The sequence below is a fragment of the Pseudarthrobacter sp. PvP090 genome, from assembly GCF_040547365.1.
GTDB lineage: Bacteria > Actinomycetota > Actinomycetes > Actinomycetales > Micrococcaceae > Arthrobacter.
This window is the reverse complement of the sequence record NZ_JBEPPO010000001.1, coordinates 382,837-399,245: the sequence shown is the minus strand read 5'-3', so window position 1 is coordinate 399,245 and position 16,409 is coordinate 382,837. Positions and strand designations below refer to the sequence as shown.

At 58.0% G+C, this 16,409-nt stretch carries 14 protein-coding genes; 7 read left to right on the top strand and 7 right to left on the bottom strand.

Annotated features, from left to right (window positions below; genetic code table 11):
* Position 1: 1 nt before the first annotated feature.
* Both ABIC21_RS01920 and galU read left to right on the top strand, forming a co-directional pair.
* Positions 2-781 carry an enoyl-CoA hydratase/isomerase family protein gene (locus tag ABIC21_RS01920; protein WP_354348728.1) on the top strand — a complete coding sequence of 260 codons (780 nt, stop codon included), beginning with the start codon at positions 2-4 and terminating at the stop codon, positions 779-781.
* Between the two features lie 16 nt (positions 782-797).
* Positions 798-1,688 carry a UTP--glucose-1-phosphate uridylyltransferase GalU gene (gene galU / locus ABIC21_RS01915; RefSeq protein ID WP_354348727.1) on the top strand — a complete coding sequence of 297 codons (891 nt, stop codon included), beginning with the start codon at positions 798-800 and terminating at the stop codon, positions 1,686-1,688.
* Here the strand turns inward: galU and ABIC21_RS01910 are convergent.
* The 7 genes from ABIC21_RS01910 to ABIC21_RS01880 all read right to left on the bottom strand — a co-directional run bounded on the left by ABIC21_RS01910 (position 1,685) and on the right by ABIC21_RS01880 (position 9,845).
* Entirely contained in the window at positions 1,685-2,113 is a 429-nt protein-coding gene (locus ABIC21_RS01910; protein WP_354348726.1) for a VanZ family protein, read from the bottom strand. The two genes, galU and ABIC21_RS01910, sit on opposite strands and share 4 nt — an antisense overlap.
* A 154-nt stretch (positions 2,114-2,267) precedes the next feature.
* Positions 2,268-2,870, bottom strand: coding sequence for an LPXTG cell wall anchor domain-containing protein (locus ABIC21_RS01905; RefSeq protein ID WP_354348725.1), 603 nt, complete (start codon positions 2,868-2,870; stop codon positions 2,268-2,270).
* Between the two features lie 174 nt (positions 2,871-3,044).
* Positions 3,045-4,784, bottom strand: a complete 1,740-nt coding sequence (locus tag ABIC21_RS01900; RefSeq protein ID WP_354348724.1) for a DUF4012 domain-containing protein — start codon at positions 4,782-4,784, stop codon at positions 3,045-3,047.
* Positions 4,785-5,064: 280 nt separating this feature from the next.
* Positions 5,065-6,534 carry a sugar transferase gene (locus ABIC21_RS01895; protein WP_502935941.1) on the bottom strand — a complete coding sequence of 490 codons (1,470 nt, stop codon included), beginning with the start codon at positions 6,532-6,534 and terminating at the stop codon, positions 5,065-5,067.
* A gap of 27 nt (positions 6,535-6,561) precedes the next feature.
* Positions 6,562-7,536: a GDP-L-fucose synthase family protein gene (locus ABIC21_RS01890; protein WP_354348723.1), complete on the bottom strand. Its 975-nt coding sequence runs from the start codon at positions 7,534-7,536 to the stop codon at positions 6,562-6,564.
* Positions 7,533-8,564, bottom strand: a complete 1,032-nt coding sequence (gene gmd / locus ABIC21_RS01885; protein ID WP_354348722.1) for a GDP-mannose 4,6-dehydratase — start codon at positions 8,562-8,564, stop codon at positions 7,533-7,535. Before gmd ends, ABIC21_RS01890 begins: the two co-directional genes overlap by 4 nt.
* A gap of 36 nt (positions 8,565-8,600) precedes the next feature.
* Positions 8,601-9,845 carry a glycosyltransferase gene (locus tag ABIC21_RS01880; RefSeq protein ID WP_354348721.1) on the bottom strand — a complete coding sequence of 415 codons (1,245 nt, stop codon included), beginning with the start codon at positions 9,843-9,845 and terminating at the stop codon, positions 8,601-8,603.
* Between the two features lie 1,127 nt (positions 9,846-10,972).
* Here ABIC21_RS01880 and ABIC21_RS01875 point away from each other — a divergent pair.
* From ABIC21_RS01875 to ABIC21_RS01855, 5 genes are all read left to right on the top strand, one after another.
* A complete protein-coding gene (locus tag ABIC21_RS01875; RefSeq protein ID WP_354348720.1) occupies positions 10,973-11,998 on the top strand; it encodes a glycosyltransferase family 4 protein in 1,026 nt (341 codons plus the stop codon).
* A gap of 81 nt (positions 11,999-12,079) precedes the next feature.
* Positions 12,080-13,429, top strand: a complete 1,350-nt coding sequence (locus ABIC21_RS01870; RefSeq protein ID WP_354348719.1) for a hypothetical protein — start codon at positions 12,080-12,082, stop codon at positions 13,427-13,429.
* Positions 13,426-14,586, top strand: a complete 1,161-nt coding sequence (locus tag ABIC21_RS01865; RefSeq protein ID WP_354348718.1) for a glycosyltransferase family 4 protein — start codon at positions 13,426-13,428, stop codon at positions 14,584-14,586. Before ABIC21_RS01870 ends, ABIC21_RS01865 begins: the two co-directional genes overlap by 4 nt.
* Positions 14,576-15,106, top strand: coding sequence for an acyltransferase (locus tag ABIC21_RS01860; RefSeq protein ID WP_354348717.1), 531 nt, complete (start codon positions 14,576-14,578; stop codon positions 15,104-15,106). The genes ABIC21_RS01865 and ABIC21_RS01860 overlap by 11 nt, the downstream gene beginning before the upstream one ends.
* Positions 15,107-15,494: 388 nt before the next feature.
* The gene (locus ABIC21_RS01855; protein WP_354348716.1) at positions 15,495-16,397 is read left to right on the top strand and encodes a hypothetical protein; all 903 of its coding nucleotides are present in this window, start codon (positions 15,495-15,497) and stop codon (positions 16,395-16,397) included.
* The last annotated feature ends 12 nt before the right edge of the window (positions 16,398-16,409 follow it).

Below are 16,409 nucleotides of genomic sequence, written 5' to 3'. Positions count from 1 at the left end.
CATGATTTCCCTTTCCATCGCCGACGGCGTCGCCGAGATCGTCCTTGACGCCCCGCACAAGCTGAACTCGCTGGACGGGCAGGCCCTGCGGGATCTGGCACAGGCGTACGACGACGCCGCTGCCGCCGCCTCCCGTGGCGAGGTGCGGGCGCTGCTGCTCCGGGGTGAGGGTCGCGCGTTTTGCGCGGGACGGGACATCGCAGGTGTGACGCCGGAGACGGACGACGTGCAGGCGTACCTGGGTGGGCTCCTGCAGCCTTTGCTGAAGAAGATGAGTGCATTCCCCGCTCCGACGTTTGCGGCCGCCCAGGGGGCGTGCCTGGGCGTGGGGCTGGGGCTTCTGCTGGCCACGGACGTGGTCTATGCGGCGGAGAACGCCAAGTTCGGTTCCCCGTTCGCGAACCTGGGGGCCACGCTCGATTCGGGCGGGCACTGGTACTTCACCGAACGCCTCGGCATGCACCGGACCCTGGACCTGATCTACACGGCCGAGCTGATGAGCGGCGCCGAGGCCGTGGCGCAGGGGATGTTCAGCCGGGCCATGCCCGCGGCGGACCTGCTGGAGAACACCCGCGCCATCGTGGCCAAGGCAGCCACCGGCGCCACCAGCGCGTTCAACGCCAGCAAGGAACTCGTGGCGCACATCCGGGACCAGCGGCTTGGCCTCTGGGACTCCATGGAAGAGGAGAACGCCGAGCAGGCCCGGCTCTGCAAGACCGAGGACTACTCCGAGGGATTCTTGGCCTTCCAAGAAAAACGCAAGCCGGTTTTCAGGGGCTAGCCGTTAGAATCCCCTCATGACTTTGGGGAAAACCATCAAAAAAGCCGTCATTCCTGCTGCCGGATTGGGAACGCGTTTCCTTCCCGCCACCAAGGCAATGCCGAAGGAAATGCTGCCGGTAGTGGACCAGCCGGCCATCCAGTATGTCGTGGAAGAGGCCGTCAAGGCTGGCCTAACCGACCTCCTGATGATCACCGGCCGCCAGAAGCGCGCGCTGGAAGACCACTTCGACCGTGAACCGAACCTGGAGCGCACCCTCGAGGACAAGGGCGACGTGGACCGCCTGGACGCCGTCCAGCACGCCTCCAACCTGGGACCCCTGCACTACGTCCGCCAGGGCGACCCCAAGGGCCTGGGCCACGCCGTGCTCTGCGCCCGCCAGCACGTGGGCGACGAGCCTTTCGCCGTCCTGCTGGGCGATGACCTGATCGACGAGCGGGACGAGCTCCTGAGCACCATGATCGCGGTGCAGGCCCGGACGGGCGGCTCCGTCATCGCCCTGATCGAAGTGGACCCCGCCGAGATCAGCGCCTACGGCTGCGCCGACATTTCAGCCATCGACGGCGAGGGCCATGTGCGCGTCAAGCGGCTGGTGGAAAAACCGTCCATCGCCGATGCGCCCTCCAACCTGGCCGTCATCGGACGGTACGTGCTCCACCCGGCCGTCTTCGACGTCCTGGAGGACACGCAGCCCGGCCGCGGCGGAGAAATCCAGCTCACCGATGCCCTGCAGACCCTGGCCACCTCGAACCGCGAGGGCGGCGGCGTATACGGCGTGGTCTTTAAGGGCCGCCGCTACGACACCGGCGACAAGCTGAGCTACCTGAAGGCTGTCATCTCCATTGCCTCTGAACGGGTGGAGTTCGGCGAGGAGCTCAAGACCTGGATGAAAGCCTTCGTCAGCTAAGCGCGGGGGTTGATACCGCTCCGGGAGCGGACAAGGGACGCCGCCAGGAGGAACCCCAGGAGGCATCCGGCGGTGTTGGTGGCAAGGTCCAGGGGGCTGGGGAATCGGCTGTGAAGAAAGAGCAGCTGCCCCAGCTCCATACAGCCGGACACCAGCAGGCCAAAGGCGCCGATCTGCCACCAGGGCTTCGACGGGAAGGCCAGTGCCGTCATGACGCCGAGCGGCACGAAGAGGGCCACATTGGCGGAGGCTTCAACGAACCCGTAGTCAATCCATGCCGGAGCACCGTGAGCGTGGATGAAGGACAAGAACCGGGCAATCTGCCCCTGCACTGGCCGGTCCACCGGGCTGGGCCAGAAGCCAACCAGCGACAGGACGGCCAGGAAGCCTGCCAGGACTCCCCGCCACAAGCGGGGAGCGGCCATGGCCCTCATTCGGTCCTCGTAGTCTCAACCACAGCACATCCTAACCACAGTGCATCCGGAACGGACTTGCCCGCCACTTCCTGTGACAAAGCAAAGAGTGGGGGCCTCCGGATATCCGGAGGCCCCCACTCAGTTGGTGCTTGTTGGCTGGTGCTTAGACTGCGACGTCAGCCTTGGCGCGGCGGCGTACCACCACGACGGAGGTTACGCCAGCGGCCAGTGCACCTGCGCCCACCAGGGACCAGATCATCAGGTTGGAATCAGCGCCGGTGTCGGCAAGACCAACGGCCGTGCCAGTAGCGCCGTTAGCGCTGGAGGCAGCGTTCACTGCGACACCCTGCACCGTGATGCTCGAGCTGACCGTGACTCCAGATTCCAGACCGGTTGCGGTCAGGGTGTAGACGCCGGTCTCGCTGATGCTGATCGGGTAGGAGAAGGCCCCGGAGCTGTCTGCGTTGGTAGAGAAGGTCTGCGGGGCCAGCGGCAACGTGATCTTTCCGGAAACCGTCATACCGCGGCCGGCGACACTGGCGCCGGTCGATGCAGGCCTGCCGCCGGGCGTGACGGTGATGGTGAGGCCCTCGCCGGCCTTGAAGCCGTTGCCGCGGAAGACGAACTGCTCACCCGGTCCAACGGTGCCGTCAGAAACGGCGGAGTTAGCGGGCGGTGCCCGGTAGTCGTCCGCTGCGACTGCCGGAACTGTGCCGACGAGCGCGATGAAACCAGCGAGTGTGATCGCGGCAAGTGTTTTCTTCATGTGTCCCCCTGAGACCGTATATACGAGTGTCACGCGTTGTGGAGATTTCCGTGTCCCCCGAGTGACCGTAGGTTGAAATCTCATTTGATAAGCCCATGCAGAGACTAGCACTGATAGCGCGTGTGGCCAAAGTGAATCAAGTTGCTTTACATGCCGTTTACGTAGCGTTTACTTTCACTGCTCACATACTGCATTTTCGGTGGCCAGAACCACGTCTTTGACAGGCTGGACGGTGGGCGTGACAACTACGTTCGGTTCCGTGTGCTGAACTATTTTGCCGAAGGTCAGCTCAACCGTGCTGCTCTGGCCAGGTGGCAGGGTGACAGTGACCATTCCCAGGGGCCTATTGGCGTGGTGATGGGCAGCGAAGTCCGACTTTTCACCGTCTACCGTTGCTGTTTCCACGTTGGCCTGCACCGGGCCGTAAGCAATCACGTTGGTCTGCACGGTGCCTGCCGGGACACCAAAGGCACCATCGCCGGTGACGTACGGCGGCAGAGAAGTGGCTGCGTTTGCCGGTGCTGTGTTTGTGCTGGTAATGCGGACAGCAGTTTGTTCATACCCGTCCACTACGCATTTCTTGAGAAGCTGGACAGTTCGCTTGACGAGATAGTCCATTTTGGCGCCGGTGCCGTCATTGAAGTAGACCCCAAACTGCGCGGGGGCGACGCTTTGGCCGGCGATCGATCCGCTGAGCGGATACTTGGCAATAACCGACTGTTCCTGGTCTGCAGACGACCACACGAGAATTCTGCCCTCCGATGTACCCCGGGAAATACCTTCGATGAGGTCTCTGGCGTCACCTTTCCCGCTGGACAATGCGCTGAAAATTTCCTTGGCGACGCCGGCAAAGTAGACGTCCTGATAGGTAGGGGACGCGATTTTGGCATAGACGTCGGAAAGCAGCGTCCTAACTACATTTTTCCCTGTTAGCTCAGTCGGCAGACCGGTGTCAACGAGTTCAAGCAATTCGGGGCTTGTGATTTCCAAAGGTCCGGTTGCATCCAGAACATAGCCCAATGCAATGGGATCCATTGAGAGCACTCCATCCACTCGCTGGCCTGTCTTCCTCTCCCACATGGCCTGCGCCGTAGCCGCCGCGGTGGGGAAGTCTGGAGTTAGGTTGACGTCCTGCATGTATTTGCCGAGTCGTGTCGAGTAGATCTGTTCCTGTTCTCCGTCCACAGGTATCACGGGCGACATGATGCCAACTTCGCCGGCACTGCTTTGGGCGCCCAGAGTCAGTTTGCCGTTGTTCAGTGTTAGTACAGCCAAAGCTCCAGGAATGCCGCCTGACGCCCGGGCTTCGGCATTGTTCTGGATCACGAGCAAGTAGTTCCGCTCACCGTCGGCCCCCAACATGCCAGGGGTGATTTGAGCGGCATTGGCTGATGCGTCGAGGGTGCCCGTCACTGTACGCAGTTGCTCGCGGGCTCGCATCAGTGGGTCAGCAACTTGGGGCCAAAGGTTGCTCCCATCGATTCTTTCCAGCCGGTCGGCTGAGGCCCGTACAGCGTAGGCGGCGGCTGAGACGCTGGGGGCAGCCCGTTGGATGGGTTCTAAATTTGCCCCCTCGGGGCTGGGCAGCAGGCTGTTCCAGTCCAGGGAATCGAAAACTTTCACCAAGGGTGCTAAGCCCAGGCTAGCGACATCGTCAGCCGATCGAGCAACTTCTGCAACGGCAGCGAAATTCGCTCCGACCCAAGGGACGGATGCGGCTAGCGTCCAAATGGGATCTCCCGCGGCCGCGCGAGCCGCGGCCGTGTGGGAACGAAGTTGATTGGCCGTAGCACTGGCCTCTTGCGGCTTTTTGCCGGCAATATCGTCCTTGAGGACGGGGATAAGTTGCGCGGTGGCCTCAAGTTCTCCCTTGATGATGGTGGCTCGTGTGCCAAGCCATGTCGCTGTTGCCAATGCGAGTACCGCCGTGACGGCCAGCCACGCAGAAGCAATGACGTAACGCCGCTTGCGGCGCCCCCCGCGGCGTTTGGATGTCGACTTTGTACGTCCAAGCACATCAGCATGAATGTTGTCGGAACCGGAACCGGAAGCTCCGCGAGTGTCCCTCATCGGTTACGGACGCCCCAGACCACGGTAGTTCCATGCGACGCAGCCGATGACAGATATACCCATGTTTGTGCCTTCCCAAAAGAAGAATTGGCGGCCGGGGGCCGCAGGTGAAGCAGGGTCCGGATCATACCGCGCCGGTGCTAGCGAACACTGCTTTAAACGTCTTGAAGAGAATCAGAACGTCGCCCATAAGTGACCAATTCTCTACGTAATATAGATCCAGCCTGATGCTCTCTTCCCAACTGAGGTTGGATCGCCCGCTTACCTGCCAGAGGCCGCTCATGCCAGGGCTCACATAGAGACGTCGATGGGCCGCATCGTCATACAGAGCCACTTCGCCTTCGCGCTGAGGCCTCGGACCTACTAGGCTCATGCTTCCACCTATGACGTTAAGTAGCTGAGGCAGTTCGTCGAGCGAGTACTTGCGAAGGACACGCCCTACCGCTGTAACGCGTGGATCGTTATCGACCTTGAACAGGGGGGTGTCATCTGATCCTTGTGCCTTAAGCAATGCCTGGAGTTCCGCGTCGGCATCCACCTTCATGGATCGGAACTTGAGCATGTTGAAAGTCGTTCCCCTCAGCCCTATTCTTTCCTGTCGGTAGAACACAGGTCCCTTGTCGCTGAATCGGACCAAGAGGGCTAGGACTAAGAAGACAGGGGAGAGCACGGTCACTAGGAATCCGGCCACGGCTACATCGAAGGCTCGCTTTGCCACCTTCTTTCCGCCTGTGAGCTTGGGCGTAGAAACATGGATCAGTGGAAGTCCGGCCACTGGTTGAGTGTGGATTCGGGGACCTGCGATATCAGTGAGAGCTGGGGCCAGGATCATTCCAATGTCCCTCGCCGCCAGTTCCCATCCCAGTCTTCTCAGATCGTGTGGGTGAAGGTTCACGCCAGCAGATATCGCGACGGCATCCACTTGGGAATCCAAGATAATGGCTAGGATTGACTCGAAATCGGACTGAATGCCCGTCACAGGAATGGTCAAACCAGCCCCGTTGGCAGTGTCTCTGTTGGCTCCAGGGAGGTGCGCAGCCACGGGCAAATATCCCGCGGAGGGTACGGTTTTCAGCGAGCGTGCCAGGTGGGCGGCCGAATATGGACCGCCGATGATTAGGACGCGGGCGCTGCTATTACCATTTTTACGCTCGAGAGCCAGATGCTGGCGGACCAGCCACCTTGCAGCCAGCAGACCAAGCGCACCGGCGGGGAAGGCCAGCCCGACGAACCCTCGAGCCGTATCAATTCGAAGTGCATAGGAAACCACGGCCACGAAGCCAAAGAGCCAGGCCGAACTGGCGACAACTCGCTTGTACTCTTCAGATCCCGAGCCCAGGACACGGGCTTCCCTTGAGCCCCAAAATCCAAGCATTAGCCACCACGCAGTCACCAGCGCAGCTGACAACATCAGATAGTCAACGTCTCGAGCATTGTCGGAGCCGACATCGCTGAAACCAAATCGCACTCCATACGCGCCGACGACTGCCCAGATCACCACGCCAGCGTCGAGAAGTCTTAGACGCCGTGAATACTTGAAGCGCCAATTATCGCGCGGGGTCGTCCCAAGCACGGTTCCTTCTTTGATTGTCACTCTGTCATCCCCCGGGCAAAGCGTGTTTCACGCGCGGACGTGGTCGATGTTTGCGCGGTACCAGTCAACTGTGCTCTTTATTCCGTCGCTTAGACTGGTCCGGGCTCTCCAGCCAGCATCGGCAAGCTTGGAGACATCCAGCAGTTTCTGGGGCGTACCGTCGGGCTTGGACGTGTCCCAAGCAATCGTTCCTTCAAAACCCACAGCCTCCGCAACCATTGACGCCAGTTCCTTTATCGTCACGTCGGTCCCGGTCCCTACGTTTACTTGGTCCGCGCCATCGTAATTCTCCATGAGGTGGAGGCACGCTGCGGCCATGTCATCCACGTGCAGGAACTCGCGCCGAGGCGACCCTGAGCCCCAATTGGTGACGGTGGAGGCTCGGGAAATAACGGCTTCGTCGTAACGCCTGATGAGAGCGGGAAGAACATGGGATCCTTGCGGCGAAAAATTGTCCCCTGGTCCGTAGAGGTTCGTCGGCATAGCCGATATCCACGGAAGACCATATTGGCGCCGGATTGCCTGCACGTGGATAATTCCAGCAATCTTTGCTATTGCGTAGGCATCATTGGTTGGCTCTAGGTGACCCGTGAGCAGCGATTCCTCTCGGATGGGCTGCCCAGCCAATTTCGGGTAGATGCAGGAAGACCCAAGGAACAGGAGCCGTTCGACTCCCTGCTCGCGTGCCGCGTCAAGAACATTCACCTGTATGCGGAGGTTTTCGCTGAGAAAGTCCACAGGACGGGTGTTGTTGGCCAGAATTCCTCCGACCTTGGCTGCAGCCAGGACCACATATCGAGGTTTGGTCTCGGCAAAGAAGCGAAAGACGGCATCTCGGTCCTTCAAGTCGAGCTCCGTGGACGATCGTCCGACGAGGCTGCTAAAGCCCTCAGCTTCAAGCCTGCGCCAGATGGCCGACCCGACCAGTCCTCGGTGTCCCGCAACATAAAAAGTTGATGTCCGGTCAAGTTCGCCTGGAAGGAAGTTGAGGTCCTTGGTCATGACTTCTTCCAGCTGTCGAGATCCACGCTGTCGATCCAGTGATTTCCAGCGTGCTTCAACGCTTCGATATCGGCGTCGACCATGATGCGGGCCAACTCCGGGGTGTGAACCGAAGCCTTCCATCCGAGTTTCTCCTGGGCCTTTGAAGCATCTCCCACCAAGGCGTCGACTTCTGTTGGGCGAAGATAGCGCTCGTCGAAGCGTACATGGTTCTCCCAGTTCAGCCCGGCGTGATCAAATGAAATCTGGAGGAAATCACGGACGGTGTAGTTGCCTCCGGTTGCCAAGACGAAATCATCGGGTTCGTCGGCCTGCAGCATGCGCCACATGCCTTCAACGTACTCGGCGGCGTAGCCCCAGTCGCGAACTGCGTCAAGATTGCCCATATACAGGAGATCCTGCTTGCCGGCTTTGATGGCTGCCACCGCACGGGTGATCTTTCTCGTCACAAACGTCTCGCCACGCCGGGGAGATTCGTGGTTGAACAGGATTCCGTTTACTGCATACATTCCGTACGCTTCGCGGTAGTTCTTGGTGATCCAGTAGCTGTATACCTTTGCGGCGCCGTAGGGGGACCGGGGATAAAACGGCGTGTCTTCGTTCTGCGGTGGAGGCGTCGCGCCGAACATCTCGGAAGAAGACGCTTGATAGAATTTTGTCTCAATCCCAGACATGCGGACTGCCTCAAGGAGACGTATGGTGCCAACACCTGTGGTGTCCGCAGTGTGCTCCGGTTCGTCGAACGAGACGCGTACATGCGACTGGGCCGCCAGGTTGTAGACCTCGTCAGGCTTGATGTCGGCGAGTAGCGTAACTAGCCTAGCCCCATCGCTCAAGTCGCCGTAGTGCAGAAAAAGCTTGGCGGCAGGATCGTGGGGGTCGACATAAAGGTGATCAACTCGGGCCGTATTGAAGGTCGAAGCCCTACGAATGAGCCCGTGAACTTCGTAGCCCTTGCTCAGCAGGAGTTCCGCGAGATAGGAGCCGTCCTGGCCAGTGATTCCAGTGATAAGCGCGCGCTTATTCATATTGCCCCCCATGGTGCAAAAGAAGAGTCGCGTAGCCTAGCGGCTGCGCGACGATGCCAAACTCGTAATGACATCATCATAGTGCCGAATCGCAGAGGCCTCGGACAGTGTTTCGTGCCGGTAGCGGAGTCCGCGTTTCCCCAAGCCGGTCGACAAATCCGGATCTCGCCCCAGCAGCTCGGCAGCTTCCACAAGCGCAGAAGGGTCGGCTGAGTTAACCCGAACACCTCCGCATGACGATTCAACCTCGAAAGCAGTAACGCTGCCTTCATCGGTTGCCGCAATCACCGGCACACTCGCATTGAAATATGAAGTCAGCTTGCTCGGCACGGACATGTCTTTGACTCCGGGAAGCTCGTTGACTAGTAGTGCGTCAGCCGAGGTGAGAGCCATCTGGAAATCCGCGTCGGCTAGGGAGTCAATGAAAATTAGGTTCCGGGCACCCGAGGCAGACGCTTCTAGTGATTGTCGCTGATTTCCGTCTCCCATGAGAACAAACTTAACGCTGCTGCCCTTCTCTTCAGCATGACGTGCAGCGTTTATGACGTTCTCCAGGCCCTGTTTCTTGCCCATGTTGCCTGCATGCAAAACGATGAAGTCCTCAGGCAACCAGCCAAAACGCTCGCGAAAGGCAGCCTGTCCACTTGTGGGGGCATCCGGTAGATGCGTCCAGTTCCTGATTATGGAAATTGAGGACCCGTCAACGTTGAGGCTGTCGACCAAGTATTTCTTGAATCGCTCATGTATGACCACAACGCCATGGGCGGACCCCAAGATGAGGCCTTCGAGTGCTGCCGCGAGTCTCGCCGTAGCGTCGCCAGCACCGGATGTCTCTACGAGTCCGCGACTGTAGAGATCTTGAACCCAGATGGCGACTGCAGGCTTGCTGGGGCTGAGTCTGGCTCGAAGAACTGCGATTGCAGTCGACAGCAGGGCCGGACTCACCAATAGAACGACATCAGGCCGCCCCCAGCGAGCAAACAGTAGCTGGAATCCGAAAGTCATTTCCATGGTCAACCTGCGGAGCGCCGATGGTTTTCGCGGTACGTAGTGTCGCAACCTGGTAACTTTCACGCCGTTGAGGAGCTCTCGACGTCTCCATCCAGAGTAGCCATCGTATATTCTCCACTCAGGGTAATGTGGGAAACCGGTGAACACCTCGACGTCATGACCGGCTTTCGTCAGGCCTTCGGCCAAGCTTGAAGTGTACGGGGCGTTGCCGGACGGCTCCGGGCTATAGTGCAGGCCGAGAATACGGATGCGGAGTTTCGTTGCGTTCACGGCACAAACACTAGCTGAGAGCGGCCTATGCCCACGACGCCCAGTCGTCTTGGGCATGCTGAGCGCGGCGAGCTAACCCGTGGGATCTTTCCAGGATGTGAACTGAGCTGTGTTGGCTATTTTCCGTAGTGCGAGATTGGTCGCGGCGCTGTCGCGATGACGTCGCTCAGGATCTTGCCAGGGTTTGTGATTTTAAAGCGAAGTTAATGGGGTCTAATGCAGTCGGAAATCGAATACGTCGTGGGGATAGTTCACTATCGTGACCCTGGAAGTGTAATTGCACTCGTCAATGCAATCTCTCTTTGGACCAAAAGACCGTCGGAAATCCTTATAGCCGACAACTCGGGAGACATCGATCTTCGTGACTGGTCGCACCATCCGAGCTTTGTGAATGTGCGTGTTCTCCCAATGGGGGGGAACTTGGGATACGGTCCTGCAGCGAATCGCCTCCTACAGGAGTCGGCACGAGCTCAGATTCCTTATTTGTTGCTACTGACACAAGACTCTGTTCTGAGAAACGACACTGCAGAGCACCTTGTGGTCTACATGGCTCATGAGAGACTCTGTGCTGTTGCTGCGCCAATTCTTTTTCTGGCGTCGAAGCCGGAAACCCTGTTTTCATCAGGGGGCATCATCACCAAGTACGGTCGAACCCTTCACCCGAATCAAGGCCGAAACGTGGACTCGCACATGATCCAGGACGAGCCCTATTCAGTGGATTGGGTCGACGGAGCATGCACCCTACTTCGCGTCGATGATTGCCTGAAAATTGGGGGGTTTGATCCGGCGTATTTCTTGTACGTTGAGGAAGTCGACCTGCAGCTGAGACTGCGTAATGCTGGAATGAACGTTGTTGTTGTGCCGCGGGCTTTTGCGCAGCAAGAACCTGGTAACTACACACTGTATTTTAAGTACCGGAACCTGACATACTTCACTCGAAAGAACGCAGACACTCTTCGGGGATGGCCGTGGCTCTTTGCATTGCCCAAAGACTCACTACGCCGGCTCAGGGAGGGACGGCCCGACGAAGTTGCGTGGGCTCTACGCGGGCTTTTTGACAGTTGGTCCGGCCGAATGGGGCCCAGGCCAGCTTCGCTCACTGCCCTGAACCCTGAATTGCCGAGAGCATGAAGGTTTTTATGCTGACGGAGATGCCTCCGGAGTTAGCTCCTCCAGGTGTCAGGCGCCGATATGAGCACTTTTCTGACTGGCTTGCTGGTCACGGTATCGACTGGAGCCATGAAGCGATACTGACTCCCGACGAGGCATCGTCGAGCAAGATCACCCGTGTCAAAATAGTCCTGAAGAAGCTGCATCACCTTGACCGAACGCTTCCCCGCGAAGCAGTCGTCCTCGTGCTGGGACTCGGTGCAGTGCATATGCTTTTTCTTGCGGTCTACCTGCGTTTCGCATCGGGGTTGAGACGGCGAGTAGCTTATGACACTTGTGACAGTTGGCTACTTCAGGTTAAGGCTCGGCTCCGGACGGGAGGACTTCCACTGGCCCTCCCCGCTGTGGCGGGGCTGGTGCTTCAGACGCTATTGGGCCGGAGCCTCTTCGTAAGCTATATCTCCGTGAGGGATCAACAGGCCGATCGGTGGGTGAATTTCCACCGTTCCGCGTTCGTCGTCAGTCCCGTTGCTCCGCGAGAATTGCAGGACGCCGAGAGCCTTGGTGCCGTGATCGGTAGGATTAAAAGAGTTAGTGTTTCCGCCGACTACGAGGCATTTCATAATCACGAAGGCATGAAATTTCTTCGGGACGCATGGGAGTCGCCGAATCTTGAGAGGGGAGACCTGGAGCTTCATTTATACGGGAAAGGCGAACCTATTCGCATTGCGGATTCCATATTTGTGGGCTGGGCTGATGATATTAGCGAGATCTATCAAGGAAATACTGCTGTCTATATTCCCAACATGCACGGAAGCGGAGTGCCGAACAAGCTAATCGATGCAATTTCCGCACGCCGCCCGGTGATAGTTCACAGGTCCGTCAGTGGCGGCTTTGAGAATAATTCTCTCGTATTCGTTTTTGACAATGAGGCTCAACTCCTGGCTAATCTGCGTCGATTAGTAGATTTGGACTTTGTGGATGAAGGTACCGCCAGTTCTAAAGCTGTCTCAGAGATCCCTTTGTGGATGGCGAAGAATTAATTGGTCAAATGTCGAACGTTTGCCCGACAGTCGCGCACGCTTCTAGCCGCAATATTAATGTCAATCAAGGAGTGTTAATTCGTGGGCAGTTCGAGCCTTGTCGATGAGAAACTGATTAGATCACCCTTCCTTTGGTTAGCTGTAGGCGTCTTTGCGTTTCAAAGATTCGGCCTCCAGATCGGTGACGGCTCTCTACCTGTAATCACTCTTGCTCTATTGTGGACTGCGGCGGCGATGGTGACGTCGGGGCGGATGCTGATTCACCCCGGGAGACTCGCCATACTTCTCTGTGTCGTAGTCATCGGAGCGCTCGGGCTGTTGATGCACCCAGTTGGCACGTCCGTCGCGAGCCTTGCTCTGGTCTTCGTAACGTGGCTTCCCGCTGCGCTGATGACTACAGAGCGGGGCGGGGGGCTGGCTGTGCCTGAGGTCGACGGATCGGGACTACGAAGCACTGTTGCGACAGGCCGATCGGGAATGCCCTTTGACGCTAGAGCGTTTGTTGTGGGTTCTTTTTGGACGGTCGTTGTTGCGTCTTGTTTCGCTGTTTTCCAGTTCGTGGTCAGCTATGGTTTTTCTGTACTCATCGATCCGCTGGCCGCTATACCTCAATGGATAACGCTGCCGGGATTCAATTCCACCTACCCAGTGGAATTCGGTGGTTCTTGGTACCGAGCAAACGGTGGAATTTTTCTTGAAGCTTCCTTCTTGTCTTTGTTTGCTGTATTTGGCCTCGTATTGTGCTGGAGTTCGATCTTGGAGCTCCGCCCGCGGACGAGATTGGCCGTTTCGGCGATTCTGCTGGTGGCGCTAGTCGGCTCGGTTGCCACATCCGGGCTTGTCCTCATGCCGCTCCTGCTCCTGGCCATGCTGCGAACACCTCAGGGCCAGCGCGCTCTGCTAGTAATGGCGGGGATCCTCGTCTTGGGTGCAGCGAGTTCTCAGCCAATTCTCTCTTTTGTTGGCAAGGCCCTCCAGAATCCGTTTGACACCAGCGGGCAGGTCAGCGTGGCTTCTCGGGTTTACCGCCCTTACCTTGACCTATTGGACATAATCTCCTCATCGCCAATCGTCGGAACCGGTCCAGGGTCGTCTCGTTCCTATGTCGAAGGACTGGACGTCGGGGTCACGACCCCGACACTGATGAAAGTCGCAGTGGATTATGGCCTGCTGGGCTTATTCCTGTTCGTGCTTCTTTGGTGGAGCCTTTATCGCAAGTCGTCACTACCAGTCGTTGTGAAGCTTGCGCTGCTGGTTGCACTGATTGTGCCCACGGACGGATTGACGAGTTCAGTCCTCGTTCCGCTGTACACTTGGATGCTGCTCCTGACGATGGAGACTAGGCCAGCGGCGAGGGCCTTGTCTGCGGGAATGGTGATCCATGGAAAACGTTCTTCAACGACTACGCCAAGAAGGAGTCTTTCGCGTTGAACTCCCAAGAAGTTGTCCGTTTTTATCCGGAGGTCAGGTCCGTTCACCTGGAGCGGCTAAGCGAGATGACGCCCTCTCGTATCTACTTCCTGAGCAAGAGAAGCGATTTTGACGAATCACTTCTTAGTGCAGGTAGATACGCAGAGAGAACCACCCTATTTAGAATGGTGGTCAGCGTAGTCCGAAATCCGCCAAGAGTGCTCGAGGTTCCGGAGCCATTGTGGTTCAACTACACTCTCCACTCTTGGGTTCTCATTCGCGCGCTGCGCCTTCTTCGTCCGCGGGCGTCGAGGGCGACTCGCATCGTGGCATACGCCATCGAGAATGCTGAGTATTCTTGGATTCCTCCCAAGCTTTCATGGCTGCCCGGCCGGATTTGGCGAATTGCGGCGCGTAGCGCGGGAATGAGTGCGTGGGCGGGCATTGATCGCCTCGCTTTTGGTTCTCAGGGAGCCGCGGGTGCCTATGGCAACATGGCGCGAGACGCGGGGTGGAACGTCATGCCTGGTGAAACCGCGATTTTTCCTGCTTTGCCTTCGTACTGTTCTTGCGGTGAAACGGCACTCCGAGGAGCTGAATCGGCGCGTGATGGACTGGAATCGGTCGTGACTTTTATCGGCGCCTTGGAGGCGCGTAAAGGCCTAGACATCCTTTTGGATGCTTGGTCTATGGTTTCTGCGGCCATGCCGGGACTCTCCCTCAACATAGTTGGCACTGGCCCAATGGAACCACTTGCGTCAGAATCGGACGCTCGCGAAGCGAGCGTGAAATACCTTGGTGGCCTCGACCGAGAGGACATCCACAAGCTACTGACAAAATCCGACATAGTGGTCTTGCCCTCGCAGAGGCACGGGCGTTGGCGCGAGCAGGTTGGCCTGTCAATCGTAGAAGGATTGGCGCACGGCTGCACCGTTGTAGCCTCAAGTGAAACAGGACTTGCGGAGTGGCTGGAGTCCAACGGCCATTTGGTTGTTTCTGCCCCCACGGATTCTGGCGAATTGGCGGACGCAATCCTCCGAGCCGCCGCAAGGCATGATTCAAGACGAGGAAGCGTCCTGCCGGTCCGGGACGGACGAATCGAGGCCGACGGTTGGCTGAGCGAAAATTCAATCTTGGATGCGGCAAGCGCCCAGGTAGGGGGAGTAGATGGACGCTAGGACCTACAAAATACGGGTCACCAGACTGGTCCTGAATTGGTGGAGAGACGCCGTCCTCAATCCCGTGCTGTCAACGCCGTTGATGCCGAGTTTTCTAAGGTGGCGGCTACTCCGCCGGATGACTGCGGGCACCGTTGCGAAGTCAAGAATTGAGGCCGGCGGATGGTTTGGAGGGAAGAGGCTTGACCTCGGGGAGGGCGCCTTTATCGGTTATGAGTCGTTCATCGACTCATCTGAATGGGTTCGAATAGGACCAAATACCCGGATCGGGCCAAGAGTCACAATCTGTACGAGTTCCCACACCGTAGGCGGGCGCGAAATGCGCGGTGGGGCGGCAGCTGCGGCACCAATTGAGATCGGAGCAGGATCGTGGTTGGGCGCCAACGTAACGGTCCTGCCGGGCGTAACGATAGGATCGGGCGTCGTAGTTGCCGCGGGGTCCGTTGTCGCTCGCGATTGTGAGGCTAATGGCCTGTACGCGGGGGTTCCGGCGAGGCTAGTGAAGGTGCTGGGTGATTGATTCTCCCGACAAATCTGCGAACTCTTCCGCTTATGCCGTAGGGCTCGCAAGAAACGCGAGATGGAAAAGTGTAATTCGAAAATTTGGTCCCGCGCTATCCCTCACGCTCGTCTCGCAGGTTACTTCCGCCGCAGGACTTCTGGTCCTGCAGTTCATGGGTCCACGGTCAGCGGACTTATATTCTGTGGGTATCCAGATCGGCTATGTGGCTTTGACGAGCGGCGTTATCGGAGTCACATATAATGTCGCGCTGGGCAGGCCAGCTTTTACGTCGTGGATGAGTCATGGAGTCCTTTCGTGCATTCTGTCCATTGTTGTTGGAGCCGTAGCCACATTGAGCCTACTTCCGAGCCGAGACCCGCATGATCAGCTTTCGATGGTCGGGTTGATGACAACTTTTGCGCTCGGGGGATGTGCGCTGGCCGTCGCTGGGTCTTACGCCGTACGGCTTGCGTTGAGCGGCAGTGCAGCTTCGCTAGCTGGGATTGCGATTATCCCGAATATCGCGATCTTGCTGGGCCTTCTATCTAGTTTCATCATCGCGGATGACACTATAGCGTTTGTCTTCCCCGGAGCAGCCTGGTGTGTGAGTTGCTTCGGTTTGGCTTTCTGGTTGTCTAGGCATCGCAGGCCAGATGCGCTCCTGCTTGCCGGGCGCACAGCAGAGGCGGAAGGGCCATCGAGCGAGAAGAGCCACACGTTCTTCCTGGCGTTTGGCGTGTTGGCGAGCGCTCTCGTCCCAGCTCTCGCGATAGCGTCGATTACTCAATTGCCTGCCGGTTCTGCTGCGCTGATTTTCATTGTCAGCCGTATTGGGACCTCGATAGTCGGTCTAGGCGTGAATTCCGTTCTAATGGTTAAGTTTAATTGGAATACCAGCCGGAGTGTAAACGGGACTACATACTACGTTCTATTGGGGGCAGCGCTGGTGTTCATCAGCGCTGCATTCGCTACCAAGGTTTCGTTAGTAGACCCGGGGGTCTCCTATATCTTCGTGGGCCTATCGTGGGTATCTATGCTCGTCGCGGCTGCAATTATCGGTCGTGAGGTCAATGCGCGGCGCATGACAAAAACAGTCGCTACTAAAGTAGTTGTGGATGTAGCCTTGGCATTGTGTGCGGTTGGAATTCTTTGGTTCAACCCAAGCGTTTCTGGTTACTTCGGAGTCTTTGCCGTATCGCAAGCTGTCACGATCTTGATCTGTGCCATTGGGCTCAGGCAAAATCTAGTTTCGATACTTGCCGCAGCGTCAATTGCGACCGCCCTACTCTCAGTTGTTTTCGGTTGGTAGGTGGGGCCCCTC